Below are 15444 nucleotides of genomic sequence, written 5' to 3' on the forward strand. Positions count from 1 at the left end.
GAAAAAAGCGCTATAAGCCTTAAGACGCCTTTCCCATGTTGGCGGTGGTTTAGTCCTGCAACCCCTGATACTATGACTGTCCGGTGGAAACACCCCTGAGTACAAATCGCGGGTTTAATGGTATTTTTCAGGTAATAAAATATTTTGTCCGGAGATATAAAATTACATGAAAAATTTTAGGACTATTTTGTGGATTAGGGAAAACGAGGAGGAAACAAGGGGGCTTTTTTTCCTATGAGCAGGTAATTCTTTCCGTTTACGATTTACGATGATGAAAAAGCGGAAACCACAGATTTCGGTAGAGTAGAAACAGACGACTAGAACTTAGGCAGAAGTTTGTTTTCTCTGTTTGCTGGCTGGTTTCCCGCCAGTGCCACCATATCTCCGCCATATACTTATCATCTGCCCCCCTCGTCAAACCGTGCATGCGATTTTACCGCACACGGCTTTCCGACAGTCTTCTTCTTAAGCTTTCACAGGTTGTCTGGCAGGAACATATTTTGTCGGGTCTATTAGTCAATATCTATTGACTAATTCCTTAAACGCTCCTCGATTATAGAGCTTGCTCCTGCGCTGACTTTTCCTCTTATAATATCTCGTTAATCTCCTGAAAAGATAATATCGTAGGTCTCTTTTCGCCTTGTTTGGATACGTTACTCCCTTTATTGTGAAGTAATTTATCCATCCTCTTGTTATTGCATTCAGTTCATTAGCTACTTTTTCCGCCGCTTTATGCCCATTGCTCTTTAGGTAGTTTCCTATCTTTTCCCTAACCTTCTTCTGTGATTTCCTGCTTGGTTCTATGTTCCAGTATTTCTTGTGTTTCCTACCAAACAAATCTTCTGAGAAGGATATGGTATGTCCGAGAAAGTCAAAGCTCTCTTCTTCAGCTTTTACTATTTTACTCTTATCCTCGTTAAGACTCAGCTTTAACTTCTTTAACAACCTGTTGAGATAGTCTAATGCTTCACGAGGTATTCGCTTTGCCATCAATACCCAATCATCCGCATAACGTATGATTGTTATCCCATACTTATAGAAAACCCCATTCTCTCTATTGACTGCTTTGTCGAGCATGTGCAGATATATGTTTGCTAATAATGGTGATATTACGCTTCCCTGCGGTGTTCCTATCTTATTTTTCCTCCCGCCTCCTGGTTTGCCTTCCTCTATCACCGGTGCTTTTAACCACATTTTTATCAAGTGCAGTACGTTCTTGTCGCTTATCCTCATCCCTATTAACAGTAACAATTCCTTGTGCGGTATTGTGTCAAAATAAGAACTCAGGTCTGCGTCAAATACCTCTGTTTTCCCTTCTCGCAGTTTTTCTTTGATTTTCCTCACAGCATCGCCCGCTGAACGTCCCGGTCGGAATCCGTAGGAGCTATCTTCAAAGTCTGCTTCGAATATCGGCTCTATTACAAGCTTTACACTCATCTGCACTACCCTGTCTTTTATCACAGGGATTCCCAATGGTCGTGTCTTACCGTTGGTTTTAGGTATGTACACTCTCAGTACCGGCTGTGGTTCGTAGGTTTTGTTTTCAAGTTCCTCTATTATCTCTCCAAGAAACTTCTCCACCCCGTATGACTCCACATCTTCAAATGTAATCCCGTCTGCCCCGGCGCTTCCTCCATTGGATTTGCAGCGCTTGTACGCCTCTCTCAAAAAATGCAACATTCTCACCTTGTCATACAATACATAAAAGCGAAATCCTTCTTCCTGTTTGGCTTTTCGATATAGTTTACGCTGAAAGTCTCGGACTCTTTCATCATCGCTCATTTGCGATTTCGGTATTGCTTGTAGGTCTCCCAATACAATTTCCTCCTTTCTTTGTAAACGTTAACTGAAGTAATGCCCCTTCGCTACGGTGAAGTTATGTTGTCTTCACCATCTTCACTACTATGGGCATCTCCGACTTCTCATTATCCCGCTATACCCTTCGGCTTCCCTTATAGTATGCGTTACGGTCATCAACCTGAACAATGAGACCTCCCAAGTTCATATATATACCTTTTACAGTCATACCGTCACTCTCAACTCCGACGACACCGCATAGTTCTACCGTTTGTCTCTTTCTACCTATGCGATTACAGATTTCGCCCAATCCGGGAGGCTCATCTATCGTATTTTTAGCGTAACGAAGCCTGCGTGTTCGCTTGCGCTACGGTCTGACTGCTCGCTACAGGGGACTCGAACGTATTCATCGCTGTTTACGTCCTCCCGTGAGGCTTTCTGCCTCTTTCACTACCGCCCGAACGGTCAATTGGCGGGTTGGATTTGCACCAACTGATATATATACGCTTCTTGGCGTACCAGATTGCACAGATTGAAAAGGTGGGAATTTAATATGTAGAGACAACACATGCGTTGTCTCTGTTTTAATATAATAGCGTCTTTGTAATCTGGTTGGCGACAAACTGAGAATAACGTCTCATGGAAAGCAGGATAAGCTTCCAGCCGTAGAGAGCGCTTTTTTGGTGGGTGCTTTCAAAGTAATATTTTACCAGTTCTGCGACTTCATTTTCGTTGCTGTCATATACACCGTCCGCGCTCCATAAAACTGTGCCGGTATCGGTGGAAACCATTCCTGCTTTAACACCAAGCAGCATTGGTTCATAGGGACGATAGTGAGTAATGGCGCCAAAAACAATGGCGTCAACGTCGTATTTTTTCCTTAATTGCAATACAGTGTTGAGATTGATAGACCCTTTATCCCATATCTTATTTTCCGATAACATTTTTGCCTTTCCTTCAAGTACAACAACTTCAAATCTGCCTATTTTCCTCAGCTCTACAGAAAATGCCTCTGCAATTTCATCGATAACGGCTTCCCGGTCGATGGTGTATTCAAAGGGCAAAAGCAATACCCGTTGCAAATGGGTTACTCTTAATTCTTCGGATTTGTTATAACTCAATCCTGAATACCGGGTAATTTTAGGGCTGCTTATACAACCGGAAAGAAGGATTAAAAATATGATACTTACGCTGATTCTACGATACACAAACACCTCCAGATGCGTTATAAAAAATAGTGGCTGTTCACAATCCGCAATCTCCAATCTCCAATCTGCAATTTGCTGACTGCTGACTGCCGACTGCCGACTGTTCACTCCACCCTACACTATTTTTAAAGAGATTTACACGTCATTTACTGGTTTTTCTTTTTATCTACCAGTAATTCTATCTTTAGGCCAACAAGCTCTTGTTTCGCTTTTGTTTCCTCGAGCCTTGACCTGGCTAATTCCAGGGTCAGTTCTTTAATTTTATCCTCATAAGGCGCCTGTGCGTTCACAAGTTGTTTTCTAAGTTGTTCATTTTCCTGTTGAAGTGTTTCCAGAAACTGCAATTGCCGCTCGTTTTCTTCAATCTTGTATTCAAGCATCTTGCGAATTTCCCTTTGCTCTGCTATTTCTTTTTCGAGTGAAGCGACCTTTTCTTTTTCCGTTGTAAGGTTTTTGTTTGCCTGATCAAGCTGTTCCAGGATAGAGAGTCTATTGGTTTTGTAGCCGGTATCTATTTTTACGGTAGCCCCTTCTGTAAGATAGCCACTGCTTTTGGGTGGAGGGGGCGGTGGTTCCGTTGAAAGCGAAGAGTTCATAATGCTTTCACAACCAAGGCAGGTTAAGAGCATAAAAGATAACAGAGAAAGTAAAAATAAAAATTTCTGCATGGTGTATTCCTTAATTAATGTAAAATCTTATCTGTAGGGGCTAAGCATTTGCCAGTTTTGGCAGGAGCGCATTTATGACAATTTATAGCAAATGCTTCGGCTCCTACACTGAGGAAAATAATACCAAAATAGTGGCGCAAATAGAATGCCTTAAATAGTACCGGCAGGGTATTGCCTTGTCATTTGGTTGGAAATATTTTTTAATTGTTTCAAAAATAGACACTTATGATATTATTCAAGTCTTGTATTGAAATCTTCATTCCTGCATTTCGTGACGGCGGAAAAAACATCAATGGTGAAATATTTTCCGGTTTTTTTATAAAGGCAATTTTTTCTCCTGTCCTGAAAAGGGATTATTTTTGACTAAGAGGTCTTTAAGGGTGCGTGTTGCCTGCGTTATATTTTCACTGCAAATAATTGCAGAACAAATAGCAATCCTGTTTCCGCCCGCCTGTATTATTTCAGCCGCGTTGTTGGCGGTAATGCCGCCAATCACTACAAAAGGAAGAGAAATTTCCTGACGTACCTGCTGCAAATAGCGTAGGCCTACGGGGGGCTCATGGGATTTTGTGGCGGTATAAAATAAGGGACCAACGCTAATATAGTCAGCGCCTTCCTGTTCTGCCAGGCGTGCCTGGAATATGTTGTGTGTGGAGCGTCCGATTATTTTGTCATTTCCAATGATTTTGCGTGCGTTATTGATGTTCATATCTGTCTGCCCGATATGTAATCCATCTGCATTTACTTTTCCGGCGATTTTCGCCCGGTCATTTATGATAAATAGTGTATTTGTTTGTCCGGTTATTTCCCTGAAATCTTTTGCAATGGCAAGGAATTCATTGTCTGGCATTGTTTTTTCCCTGAGTTGTACCGCATCTGCGCCACCCCGGATAACTTCCTGCAGGATGTTTCCTCCGTTTTTCCGTACCAGCGTGGGGCTTATTATGACATACAGGAGGACATCCGAAAATCTTTTTTTATATTTTATCGTACTATTCTTCATGTACCCGCTCCTGAGACATAATTATAATATTGACACTAAACGTATGTTTGATATAATTTCTTTTCGTTACCAAACCTGCCGAAAAATTCAATTATTTGCATCTCTTAGTGAACAATCTTCAAAACAAATTGACGCATATTAATGACACAAAACAACTGATTATTGTTAAAAAAATTGTGCAGAGGATAATATTCCAATGCCACAATTCCTGCCCTGTACGGAAAAATGTCAGCATTAAAGAACAGCGTTTTTCTCTTTTTCCTCATTTTAAGCAATATTTTATATAATACTGGTTTGTGCATGGAATTTCAAAGGAATCGTAAGATGCCCTCCCTCAAAGGGAGGATTCGTAAATTTAAAATCGTAAATGGATTTTTATAAAATACTTAACAATTTTAACGGGCTTATAGATAAATGGGTTACATAAAAGAACATTGTGGTTTGTTTGGTGTTTACGGCTGTGAAGATGCTGTTGAGAAGGTGTATTATGGGTTATATTCTTTACAGCACCGTGGGGAGGAAAGCGCCGGGATTGCCTCAACGGATGGCAAAGATATCATTTGCCGTAAAGGAATGGGGTTGATCAGTGACGCCCTGGATGCCCGTATGCTTAAATTCTTAAAAAACCCCGTTGCGATCGGGCATGTGCGATATTCTACTTTTGGTTCGAGCAATATTGAAAATGCACAGCCTATGCTGGTGGATTATTATCGGGGGAAAGTGGCAATTGCCCATAATGGACAATTGACTAATGCAAAAAAACTGCGGGATGAGTTTGAAGGAAATGGGTCGATATTCCATACAACTTCTGACACTGAAGTAATTGTGCACCTGATGGCGAAGCCTTCGGTTTCAAGGCAAAGCGGGCTGCCAGGCGTATTAAATCAACTGAAAGGGGCATTTTCATTGTTGATTTTAACCCCAAATGAGATGATTGGAGTACGTGATCCGTATGGCTTCAGGCCGCTTTCTTTGGGAAAACTTAATAACGGATATGTTTTTGCTTCTGAAACATGTGCCCTTGACCAGATCGGCGCAGAATACGTTCGGGATGTGCAGCCGGGGGAAATAGTCTCTATAAGTAAAGGCGGCCTTCGCAGTGAATTTTATAGTAATCAAAAAAAACATGCCTTCTGTATATTTGAATTGGTGTATTTTTCCCGACCCGATAGCAGCGTGTACGGGGAAAGCGTCCATTTGTTCCGTAAGAAATTAGGCGCGAAGCTTACGGAAGAGTCGCCTGTTGATGCTGACGTGGTAATTTCCGTGCCGGAAGGGGGAAATTCCGCAGCAATTGGATATTCGCACGCCGCATCAATACCTTTTGACAGAGGTTTTATCAGAAACCATTATGTTGGAAGGACTTTCATCCTGCCTCAGCAAGATATGAGACATCGTTTTGTCGAGCTGAAATTAAATCCGCTGAAAGAGACAGTGGCTGGGAAACGTGTTATTGTAATAGATGATTCGATTGTGCGGGGTACTACCTCGAAATCCAGGTTTGGTTTATTAAGAAAAGCAGGTGCGAAGGAAATACACGCGAGGATTAGTTGTCCGCCCCACAGGCATCCCTGTTATTATGGAATTGATTTTCAGCAAAAAGGCGAACTTATTGCAGCCAATAAAACGGTTGAAGAGACAAGAAAATTTTTGAATGTAGAGAGCCTGAGTTATCTTAGCGTGGAAGGAATGATGAGCTGTACCACACAGCCGAGGCAGAATTTCTGCAACGCTTGTTTCACCAGTGATTATCCAACAAACGTTAATGAAGAAATGGATAATGTAACGGATAGTTTTTCCGTTGATGAAGCGGAAAGATTGAGCCGATGTGTAATTAAATAAACTCCCCCCTTGGATTATAGGCAAATGTATTTCATAAATCCCCTCTATCTGGTAAAAGGTATATTTGGCAGAACATTTTATATCTTTCCGGAACGACCGGAACGTATTCAGATAGAAATTACCAACCGCTGTAATTATAGCTGCGGTATGTGCCCGAGAGAGACATTCAACCTGCCGGAAAAAGACATTCCTTTTGACCTCTTTAAACATATCATTGACAGGATTGATTCCCGTTATAACGTTACGCTTACCGGCTGGGGAGAACCTTTGTTGCATCCGCAATTAATGGAAATGATTGCCTATACAAAAAACAAAGGGCATAAAGTCGGATTAACGACGAATGGTTTATTGCTGGCGCAATATACAGAAAAATTCATAGAAATACGGTTAGATAAACTTACCATTTCGTTGGATAGTATCGATGATGAATCTGGCGCAAAAGAGGGACATCCGTCCAGCAAGGTAGTGCAAAAGAATATAGAGTCGCTTGTTAAACTGCGGGGTACAAAACCCATTCCTGTTGTTACCATACAAATTACCATGCACGATGAGAAACAGTGTTTGGATGCCGTTCGTTTGGCGGGAGAAATTGGCGCAGACCGTGTTTATTTAATACGGTTAAATATGCCTATGGATAAAAGCGGTTTTAAAAGGCCTGGCTTAAAAGAAGAACTGGAAATTTATGAGAAATCGGAGCAAATAGCCAGTGAATATGGATTACAGGTGGACAACAATTATACCGCATTTGACAATATTTTGTTCCGTTTCCTCTATAAAAAAATGCGTCCGGCAATGTACCGGTTTGATAAATATTGCCCTAAGCCATATGATTACTTGTATATTAACATTGACGGCAGGGTTACGCCATGCTGCGACCTTCCCAGGCATGAAGTCGGCAATATTTTAAAAGAAGACATTGACGAAATCTGGAATAGTGAAAATATGCAGTATTTTCGCAAAAACCAGAATGATATTTGCGGCAATTGTGACGCATTGCGGCTGAAACAAATTGGATAATGATAAATTGAATATGGTTAAAAATAGTAAACTACTCCAGCAGTTTGAACGAAGCCTTAAAAAAGAAAAACCTGACTATCAGAAAAACATGGAAATCTTTGAAGGAATGTATAAGGAGGCGGTTTATCTCAACGCAATCCCTTTGAAAGACCCGCTGGATGGGCTGGAAGTAGATATAAAAATTGCCCGAGTGAGCAATAGTGTTTAAAGAACTTATTGAAAGAATTGCTGTGAGTTTGGATCAGGATATGATCCCTTATATGATCATCGGCGGGCAGGCGGTTCTTTAAAAAATCCTTTGCTACTGTATCAAATCGGGAAATATGGTGAACCTGTCTATGAGAAAGATGAAGAAGTTTACATTTGCTTCTTAAACTGGGCACGGTTTACCTACGAGGACAATATGAGGTTTCACAAGGGATTGGACGAATTAATCATGGAAGACCTGAAAAAGCTATGATTATTCCTGACTGGATTAACTGGAAAAATTGGGTGGCACAGACAAACCCTGTTCCTGTGCGCTTTGAACAGGAATTGTTTGTCTGTGTTTAGTGAAAATAGTTCTTATAAAGAGAAATATGTCAATAAGTGAAATTTTTAAAGTATCATATGAGTGACGACAATAAATCACACATCCCTAAACTCATTCTTGCTGGTGTCATTGGAGTGCTTGCTGGAAGCTGGTGGAAATCTGCTAAGATTGCAGAAAGTAAGAAAAGTAGAGCCGAATGTGAAAGCCCGGATTTTGTGAATGAGGCATGTTACAAAATTAATGAGCTATTGAATGAATTAGAGATTTTAGATGAAATGGAAGATGAAGATGATTTCCGTGATGTTTTGGCTGAATATTTAACTAAATATACAGATTTTGAAATTGAACTTACACCAAATACTTTAATTGGGCAACCAGATATTTTGATTGGTGGTGTGTTAGCCCTTGAAGTAAAGTATAATCCCAACAAATCTGAAATGGATCGTTGTATTGGTCAATGTGCTGGTTATTCAAGGGAATGGGTAACATGGATAATTCTTTATGATACACCTCCTAGTCGAATCAATTATATATCTGAAGTATTAGTCGATAAAGGGTTGGACTATATTCCAATTATTTCGTTTTAAGAAGATAACTTGTTATTTGTAAATTCTTTATCCTTTTCAGAAACGAGATAGTTCACTCTTACGATGTGAATATTTACTTGGTCAGGAGTAAAAGAAATATAAATGTGATAATTCGGTTTTATAAGAAGTACGTGGAAAAGATTTAATTACTGTTGTGGGAGTCGCTTTGATTTAAAAGTTGGAAATTGATGCGTAATAAAATTGTAAGGCGGGTGGGTATTTATAAGTCTCAAACTATACATCCAAACCAGTATGGGTACACATAATAAGATGGATTTTTATGATTCTTTAGCTGTATTGGGGGCTTTAGCGTGGCTTGTTCCATTGATTTCTTGGATAAGAAATTTATTGTTAAAGCCTAATTTGTCTATAATTTCCCATAAAGAATTAGAGATAGGATATTCCATAGATGGGCCAATATTAAATATAAACTTGGCATTTTCTGTTGAAAAAAAAGAAGCTTTAATTAAAAAAATTGATATTATTTTAAGACACGAAAACAACGAAACGCATCAATTTTTATGGGATTGGTTCGAAGAGCAATTTCTTCAAATGGAAATATCAGATCCAGATTTGGGTTCAATGCCGTTTAAAAAAACCCAAAAGGCAATAGCTATCAAAGTTCTAACAGATACATTAATAGAAAGGAAATTTGGATTTCAAAAAGAAGAATTTAAAGAGGCATATAACAAATTATTTAATTCCACTAATGAAATTTACAATAATATTTATCAAAGTAGCGCGGGCATTGATAGTTTTAAAATATCAAAGGAGTATAATGAATTTTTGGATTACTTCAAAAATTCATTCATCTGGAAGGTTGGAAAGTACTCGGCGAAAATTAAAGTATATATAGAACATGTCGTAAAACCTTTTGAACATGACTTAAATTTTCAACTTACAAATTTAGAACTGAAAGGTCTAGAAACTAATATTAATACTTGCCAAAAAACTATAAAAAACCACTATACAAAAGAAGACCCTGATTATAAAGCAGATTGGAAATTAGTAAATCCTTATAAAATTGAATAAAAATGAGGTGCAACTAATTAAAATGACGCACGTAATTATATTCATAGCTGTAAAAGGTGGTATATATGTCCCAATTTCCAATTAAAGGTTGGCCTGCCGATGTGGTAAATAATCTCAATAATTTGATTTCGGATATTATCAGGAGACGAGAAATTAAAGAGTTTTATATTGGACGGACCAATGATTGCAATGCTACCCAATCGAGGCATGGTTGTGATGATATTTTTGCATTGTACGAAACTAATAGTTCCGAAAATGCTATTACAGTTGAGGATACCTTGATAAGAAAATTTTTTGGCCATCCGAAGTGTAATAATGATAACAGTCATGGAGGCGGTGGAGTATCGAGCGAGTATATATATTATGTTTATCTGGCATCTTGGTACTAATGATTGTGAGTTGAATAGATTGAGTGAAGCAAAGCATCTCTAACAAAAACGTGCATTTGCCAACGGACAAGGAATGATAATGATGGGTTTGCTTCACTTAACTCATCCTTGACCATTTGACATCGAAAATGTCAAATGAAAGTATTTAGGAATGTCTAAAATACAAAAGATACGGCAGAAGATTATTGATAAGGACTATTACATCTCATCCCATGCTGAAGATGAAATGTTAGACGATAAATTGGAACGTGCAGATATTAAGAATGCTATTCTTAAAGGGAAGATTGTAAAGAAATTTACAGAAGATGTAAGGGGGACAAGGTATCGAATAGAAGGAACTGCCAGAGACGATAGAATAATTCATATCATTTGTAGGTATAGAGAAGATGGCAGCCTTATTATAATAACGGCATATGCTTTAACGGAGGAGATATGAGATATGATATGTGAATTTTGTAAAGGCAATACGGTAAAGAAAAAAGTAAAAAGGCAACACTGGCTTCATGGCAAGTTATATATTGTAGAAAATGTTGAGGCTGAGGTTTGTCCTGAGTGCGGTGAGCGTTATTTCCATGCTAAGGTTCTCGATGAAATAGACCACCTTCTTGAAAAGGAACATGACGTAAAAGAACGAATAAATGTGGAAGTCGTTAGCCTATAAATTATGATTACTTTCTCGTAATTTGCTGATACATACAGTTTGTCTGACTTCCAGGATAAGACAAAAGAAGCAAGTTTTGAGGTCGAAACTAAGTCTAAGACTATGTATTACGCAGTGGATAAAAAAAAGACCAATAATAAATCGGAAGATAAACTGTGGAAATAGCCACAAGAATTGGTGTCGATGAGAAAGTGCGTTTTGGTAAACCTGTCATTACAGGGACACGAGTTCCTGTTGATCTTATCCTCGGTAAATTGGCAGGGGGGATGACTTACGAATAAGTTATGGTTGAGTATGAGATTACACGCGAGGATATACTGGCGACTCTCGATTATGCGGCCAAAACATTGGCAAGTGAAGAAATCAGGGCAGTAAGTTAACATGCTGTAGTGTTAATTATTTGTTGGAGGATTTTTAGGTATGAGAAAAATAGTTACCTATGGAAAATATAGAAAAGTTAATATGATATAAAATATGGAAAGTATATATCATGGACAAAATAGAAAAAGCTATTGAAACAACTGCTACTATTAATGCAAAAAGACAACTTGTATTAGATGAACCATTACCTGTTGCTGGTCCCCAAAAAGTTCGTGTTATTATATTATTGCAAGAAGAAACAGACATAGATGAAAAGGAATGGCTCAAGTTGGCAAGTGTGAATAATGCGTTTGATTTTTTAAAAGAACCTGAAGAGGATATTTATACTTCTTTTGATGGAAAACCATTTCATGACTAGGGGTAAAGTAGTATTAGTTAATTTTCCTTTCGACGACCTTTCAACATCAAAAGTACGACCAGCAGTATGTTTGACGAATCCAATTGGTTCACACTCTCATGTTATACTTGCATTTATAAGTAGCAGAATTCCATCAGATTTACTCGAAACAGATTTAATAATAGATACATCACACGAAGGCTTTAGTGGAACTGGTTTAAAGGTGGCTTCAACTTTGCGATTGCATCGTTTAATGACGGTAACGACTTCACTGTGCCAACGTGAATTGGGAGAGTTATCTCCCAAATTTCTGAGTGAAGTAAATAATAAACTAAAGAAGTTGTTTTGTATAAGATGAAGATAACCATTATTCCTGAATTTGATTAATAAATACAATTATGAAAATTACTTTTCTAGTACCACCACCCATTGATGGAAATATCCCGGAGCGGGTTGCCGGGTGTGCATACCTGCTCTATTATGTCCCGAATATCTTCCTCCTCAGCGCAGCGGCTGTTCTGGAAAAGGCAGGTTGCGAAGTTCGATATATTGAAACTACCATTAAAAAATGGGACCGAAGACAATTCCGGACGTTCCTCAGGGAAGATTTGAGTGATATTTACAGCTTCTACTCAGTCAATCTCTCACAAAAGACCGATATGCAGGCATTGCATGACATCCGTGAGATAAGGGGAGATATACCGGTTGTATTTTTTGGCCCTGCACCATCAGACAGACCGCTGGAATTTGTTGCAGACGACGATACCTATGCCGTCAGGGGTGAACCGGAATACACGATGCTTGAACTGGTAAATGCATTAGAGGATAAATCAGCCATTAACGGTATCAAAAGCGTGTCTTTCAGAAGCAATAATGGAATTATCAATAATGATACCAGAGAGCCAATAGAAAATCTGGACGAACTTCCCTTTCCCGCAAGACATCTTTTGGAAGAGAAGGACGTCTATTATAATCCCAAACTGGGGATGCGGCCGTTTACTGCCGTTTGTACTTCACGGGGTTGTTCCTACCGCTGCATTTACTGTGTTCCTTCTTCACTGAGCTTCTCAAGAGAACTTGAATACAAGCATTACTTTGACAAAAAACCGCCCGTAAGGAAGCGGTCGTCTGAGAATATCATTGGGGAATTTGCCTTATTGAAATCGCAGGGGTATAAGGCAGTGAATATGCAAGATGACCAATTCGTGTGGGGAGAAGAAAGGACTATTAAAATTTGCGAGGGCATTAAAGATTTAGACATAGTATGGGGGTGTTCCGCAAGGTCGGATCATCTGACGGAACCCATAGTAAGGGCAATGGCTGCGGCAAATTGTAAATTTATTGATCTTGGCGTGGAATCATTTAACCAGGAAATACTGGATTATGTGAAAAAGGATATTGACGTTAAAAAGAATGAAGAGGCGATACGACTGGTAAAAAAATATGGCATATCTGCAAAAATAAATATTATGTTCGGGGCTTCTCCATTAGAAACAATGGAAACCATAAGAAAAAATACAGAAGAAGTGAAACGGTTAAAGGTAGATCAGGTAATGTATAATATCGCAAATCCATTTCCCGGGACTGATTTTTATAAAACGGCGAAAGAAAACAATTTATTTGTTTATGGTGACTATAAACCGGTGAATGTGGCAAAGGAAGCCAACATAGCCTATCCCCATCTGAGCAAGACAGACCTTGAAAGAGCGGTGCGCAGTGCCAATTTTGCATTTTTCCTTTCCCCCCGTTTTGTTCTTAAAAATATCAGAAGAATCGGTTCGCTTGATGCTTTGAAAGCGATGTTTCGAAAGCTTTTCTAACAATGAAATTTTCAATCCTTATACCCGCTTATAACGAAGAAAAATCCATTTCCACCTGCCTTGATTCTCTTCTTTCCGTGACTTATCCCGACAAAGAAATTATTGTTATTGACGACGCCTCTTCGGACCATACCGTAAAAGAAGTCGAAACGTTTGCAAGCAGGGGCGTTATATTGGTAAAAAGAGAAAAAAACGGCGGGAGGGCTGCCGCCTTGAACTCGGGATTATCCCGGGCTACCGGAGAGATTGTCGTCACAACCGATGCGGATACCGGCGTTTCTCCCCATTGGTTAACCCTGTTTGAACGTCATTTTGCAGATGAAGAGGTTATTGCGGTTGGGGGCGCTTATAAAGCGCAAAACAAGGGTAATCCGCTGGCAAATGCAACAAGTGTATTAGATCAGATTTTGAACGGCACATTCAGAAAAACGTTTATTCCGAACAAAGTATCCGGAGTAAACTCTGCGATACGCAGGGATACATTGCTGGATTTGGGAGGGTTTAATGAAAGCGCATGGTGGAGCGAAGATTCCGAATTAGGATGGAAACTGGATAAAACCGGCAAGGTCATTTATGATCCGGAGAATGTTGTATATACACAATATCCTGATACATGGGAAGGCATATGGAGGAGGAAGTTTTACTGGGGATATGCGATGGGATTGAAATTCCGTCAGCATATGCCTTTCAGACTGAAATTATGGATACGTCCCACCGTATTTATGGCACTTTTTGTGAGCCTGGTTGTGTTTTTGGCAACGATACCCTGCGGAATGAGGGTATACTTTGTACCCGGATTATTTTTTGGAACATTATTGAGTGCATTAACATTAGTATATGTCCCGATAGGCGCAATCGTTATGATAAGAACGGGGGATACCGGTTTGGCAAAAACATTGCCGCTACTGGCAATCCTGCCTATTTTTCGGGAATTTGCGTATGTGTACGGCATGTTTCTTGGTTATTGTAAAGGTAAGCCATCCGCCTTGAAACCTTCATGGAAGAGGAAACAGGGAAAGAAAAAATTATGAAAGAAAAAACAAAAAAGAGTGTTTCATATAAAGATGCCGGTGTTGATATTGATACGAAAGGTTGTTTTACGTCGAATATCTATTCGAAAATGCAAACAACATTTGACGGCAGGGTAATTGAGAACCCAGGGGGATTTGGCGGGTTGTTTGCATTAAATTCAAGGCTGAAAAAATATCGACAGCCCGTTCTTGTTTCTTCCTCCGATGGCGTGGGCACAAAATTAAAAATAGCCTTTATGATGAATAAGCATGACACCATTGGCATTGATTTAGTGGCCATGTGTGTGAACGATGTTGTAGTGTTGGGTGCCGAGCCTTTGTTTTTTCTGGATTACCTTGCAAGCAGCAAAATCATACCTGAAGTTCTTCATGAAGTTATAGATGGTATCGTTGAAGGGTGCCGCCAGGCCGGTTGTTCACTCATTGGAGGTGAAACACCTGAAATGCCGGGATTTTACCAAAAAGGAGAATATGACATCGCTGGTTTTGTTGTGGGGGTGGTAGAAAAAGACGAGATTATTAATGGTAAAAACATTACACCGGGAGACGTTGTATTGGGGTTAGGTTCCAACGGCATTCACAGCAACGGGTATTCACTTGTTCGAAAGATTTTTTTTGAGGAAGCGGGAATGAAGCCTTCCCGGAGTTTACGGAAATATGGGTTGAAAACAACCCTGGGAGAGGAGATTCTTAAGCCTACCAGGATTTACGTAAAAGCAATTCTCAAAATATTAAATAAATATAAAAATAAAACTGTTATTAAGGGGATGGCGCATATCACCGGCGGCGGTTTGCTGGAAAATATACCGAGAATCCTGCCGGAAGGGTGCTCGGTGAAAATAGACAAAACCAGGTGGGACATTCCGGCAATATTTAAAATAATGCAGGATATCGGCAATATTAATGAGCGGGAAATGTTTCGTGTTTTTAATATGGGGATAGGTATGGCGCTGATTGTTTCTGCGTTGGATGTGAAAAAAATAATGAATGACCTAAACGCTGCCGGTGAATCAGTATCGGTTATTGGCGAGGTAACTGAGGGGGAAAGAAGCGTACAGGTTATTTAACGGAATCAATTAAATAATAGAGGAATTTTCGTTTTATGTAAAAACGAAATACCAGCAAAAGAAAAATCCCCC

General features: G+C 39.5%; 19 protein-coding genes. 15 read left to right on the plus strand and 4 right to left on the minus strand.

All coding sequences use genetic code 11. The annotated features are described in order from the left end of the window. Window positions 1-516: 516 nt before the first annotated feature. From ltrA to thiE, 4 genes are all read right to left on the minus strand, one after another. On the minus strand, window positions 517-1815 hold the full coding sequence (gene ltrA, locus KSMBR1_RS15840) for a group II intron reverse transcriptase/maturase (RefSeq protein WP_099326186.1): 1299 nt from the start codon (window positions 1813-1815) through the stop codon (window positions 517-519). Between the two features lie 566 nt (window positions 1816-2381). Further along, on the minus strand, window positions 2382-3113 hold the full coding sequence (locus tag KSMBR1_RS15845) for a CsgG/HfaB family protein (RefSeq protein ID WP_157820653.1): 732 nt from the start codon (window positions 3111-3113) through the stop codon (window positions 2382-2384). A gap of 38 nt (window positions 3114-3151) precedes the next feature. Further along, window positions 3152-3673, minus strand: coding sequence for a hypothetical protein (locus KSMBR1_RS15850; RefSeq protein ID WP_099326188.1), 522 nt, complete (start codon window positions 3671-3673; stop codon window positions 3152-3154). A 316-nt stretch (window positions 3674-3989) separates the two neighbouring features. After that, entirely contained in the window at window positions 3990-4676 is a 687-nt protein-coding gene (thiE, locus tag KSMBR1_RS15855; RefSeq protein WP_099326189.1) for a thiamine phosphate synthase, read from the minus strand. A 414-nt stretch (window positions 4677-5090) separates the two neighbouring features. On the opposite strand from thiE, the gene purF reads away from it, so the two are divergent. From purF to purM, 15 genes are all read left to right on the plus strand, one after another. After that, on the plus strand, window positions 5091-6518 hold the full coding sequence (gene purF / locus KSMBR1_RS15865) for an amidophosphoribosyltransferase (protein ID WP_099326191.1): 1428 nt from the start codon (window positions 5091-5093) through the stop codon (window positions 6516-6518). 24 nt (window positions 6519-6542) lie between these two features. Continuing rightward, window positions 6543-7535 (plus strand): radical SAM/SPASM domain-containing protein, encoded by a 993-nt coding sequence (locus KSMBR1_RS15870; RefSeq protein WP_099326192.1) that lies wholly within the window; start codon window positions 6543-6545, stop codon window positions 7533-7535. Window positions 7536-7548: 13 nt separating this feature from the next. Beyond that, the gene (locus tag KSMBR1_RS15875) at window positions 7549-7743 is read left to right on the plus strand and encodes a hypothetical protein (RefSeq protein WP_157820654.1); all 195 of its coding nucleotides are present in this window, start codon (window positions 7549-7551) and stop codon (window positions 7741-7743) included. A gap of 155 nt (window positions 7744-7898) precedes the next feature. Continuing rightward, complete coding sequence (locus tag KSMBR1_RS21190) at window positions 7899-8087, plus strand: hypothetical protein (RefSeq protein ID WP_157820655.1); 189 nt, start codon at window positions 7899-7901, stop codon at window positions 8085-8087. A 36-nt stretch (window positions 8088-8123) separates the two neighbouring features. Beyond that, window positions 8124-8654, plus strand: coding sequence for a hypothetical protein (locus KSMBR1_RS15880; protein ID WP_157820656.1), 531 nt, complete (start codon window positions 8124-8126; stop codon window positions 8652-8654). A gap of 270 nt (window positions 8655-8924) precedes the next feature. After that, window positions 8925-9686, plus strand: coding sequence for a hypothetical protein (locus tag KSMBR1_RS15885; protein WP_157820657.1), 762 nt, complete (start codon window positions 8925-8927; stop codon window positions 9684-9686). Window positions 9687-9751: 65 nt separating this feature from the next. Next, complete coding sequence (locus tag KSMBR1_RS21675) at window positions 9752-10075, plus strand: hypothetical protein (protein ID WP_099326196.1); 324 nt, start codon at window positions 9752-9754, stop codon at window positions 10073-10075. Between the two features lie 151 nt (window positions 10076-10226). Then, window positions 10227-10511 (plus strand): DUF4258 domain-containing protein, encoded by a 285-nt coding sequence (locus KSMBR1_RS15895; RefSeq protein WP_099326197.1) that lies wholly within the window; start codon window positions 10227-10229, stop codon window positions 10509-10511. Between the two features lie 3 nt (window positions 10512-10514). After that, complete coding sequence (locus KSMBR1_RS15900) at window positions 10515-10736, plus strand: YgiT-type zinc finger protein (protein WP_099326198.1); 222 nt, start codon at window positions 10515-10517, stop codon at window positions 10734-10736. A 155-nt stretch (window positions 10737-10891) separates the two neighbouring features. Beyond that, window positions 10892-11017 (plus strand): DUF433 domain-containing protein, encoded by a 126-nt coding sequence (locus KSMBR1_RS23610; RefSeq protein WP_197705223.1) that lies wholly within the window; start codon window positions 10892-10894, stop codon window positions 11015-11017. Between the two features lie 209 nt (window positions 11018-11226). Further along, complete coding sequence (locus KSMBR1_RS15910; protein ID WP_099326199.1) at window positions 11227-11475, plus strand: hypothetical protein; 249 nt, start codon at window positions 11227-11229, stop codon at window positions 11473-11475. Beyond that, on the plus strand, window positions 11468-11812 hold the full coding sequence (locus KSMBR1_RS23615; RefSeq protein WP_099326200.1) for a type II toxin-antitoxin system PemK/MazF family toxin: 345 nt from the start codon (window positions 11468-11470) through the stop codon (window positions 11810-11812). The genes KSMBR1_RS15910 and KSMBR1_RS23615 overlap by 8 nt, the downstream gene beginning before the upstream one ends. Before the next feature lie 40 nt (window positions 11813-11852). Next, window positions 11853-13274 (plus strand): B12-binding domain-containing radical SAM protein, encoded by a 1422-nt coding sequence (locus tag KSMBR1_RS15920; RefSeq protein ID WP_099326201.1) that lies wholly within the window; start codon window positions 11853-11855, stop codon window positions 13272-13274. 2 nt (window positions 13275-13276) lie between these two features. Further along, on the plus strand, window positions 13277-14305 hold the full coding sequence (locus tag KSMBR1_RS15925) for a glycosyltransferase family 2 protein (protein WP_099326202.1): 1029 nt from the start codon (window positions 13277-13279) through the stop codon (window positions 14303-14305). Beyond that, a complete protein-coding gene (gene purM, locus KSMBR1_RS15930) occupies window positions 14302-15372 on the plus strand; it encodes a phosphoribosylformylglycinamidine cyclo-ligase (RefSeq protein ID WP_099327092.1) in 1071 nt (356 codons plus the stop codon). Before KSMBR1_RS15925 ends, purM begins: the two co-directional genes overlap by 4 nt. Window positions 15373-15444: the final 72 nt, after the last annotated feature.

The sequence above is a fragment of the Candidatus Kuenenia stuttgartiensis genome, assembly GCF_900232105.1.
GTDB classification, from domain to species: domain Bacteria; phylum Planctomycetota; class Brocadiia; order Brocadiales; family Brocadiaceae; genus Kuenenia; species Kuenenia stuttgartiensis_A.

Excerpts from the sequence above, each read along its gene's own strand:
- KSMBR1_RS15850 (WP_099326188.1), bottom strand. The coding sequence starts at position 3,673 with ATGCAGAAATTTTTATTTTTACTTTCTCTGTTATCTTTTATGCTCTTA.
- thiE (WP_099326189.1), bottom strand. The coding sequence starts at position 4,676 with ATGAAGAATAGTACGATAAAATATAAAAAAAGATTTTCGGATGTCCTC.
- purF (WP_099326191.1), top strand. The coding sequence starts at position 5,091 with ATGGGTTACATAAAAGAACATTGTGGTTTGTTTGGTGTTTACGGCTGT.
- KSMBR1_RS15870 (WP_099326192.1), top strand. The coding sequence starts at position 6,543 with ATGTATTTCATAAATCCCCTCTATCTGGTAAAAGGTATATTTGGCAGA.
- KSMBR1_RS15875 (WP_157820654.1), top strand. The coding sequence starts at position 7,549 with ATGGTTAAAAATAGTAAACTACTCCAGCAGTTTGAACGAAGCCTTAAA.
- KSMBR1_RS15885 (WP_157820657.1), top strand. The coding sequence starts at position 8,925 with ATGGATTTTTATGATTCTTTAGCTGTATTGGGGGCTTTAGCGTGGCTT.
- KSMBR1_RS21675 (WP_099326196.1), top strand. The coding sequence starts at position 9,752 with ATGTCCCAATTTCCAATTAAAGGTTGGCCTGCCGATGTGGTAAATAAT.
- KSMBR1_RS15895 (WP_099326197.1), top strand. The coding sequence starts at position 10,227 with ATGTCTAAAATACAAAAGATACGGCAGAAGATTATTGATAAGGACTAT.
- KSMBR1_RS15900 (WP_099326198.1), top strand. The coding sequence starts at position 10,515 with ATGATATGTGAATTTTGTAAAGGCAATACGGTAAAGAAAAAAGTAAAA.
- KSMBR1_RS15910 (WP_099326199.1), top strand. The coding sequence starts at position 11,227 with ATGGACAAAATAGAAAAAGCTATTGAAACAACTGCTACTATTAATGCA.
- KSMBR1_RS23615 (WP_099326200.1), top strand. The coding sequence starts at position 11,468 with ATGACTAGGGGTAAAGTAGTATTAGTTAATTTTCCTTTCGACGACCTT.
- KSMBR1_RS15920 (WP_099326201.1), top strand. The coding sequence starts at position 11,853 with ATGAAAATTACTTTTCTAGTACCACCACCCATTGATGGAAATATCCCG.
- KSMBR1_RS15925 (WP_099326202.1), top strand. The coding sequence starts at position 13,277 with ATGAAATTTTCAATCCTTATACCCGCTTATAACGAAGAAAAATCCATT.
- purM (WP_099327092.1), top strand. The coding sequence starts at position 14,302 with ATGAAAGAAAAAACAAAAAAGAGTGTTTCATATAAAGATGCCGGTGTT.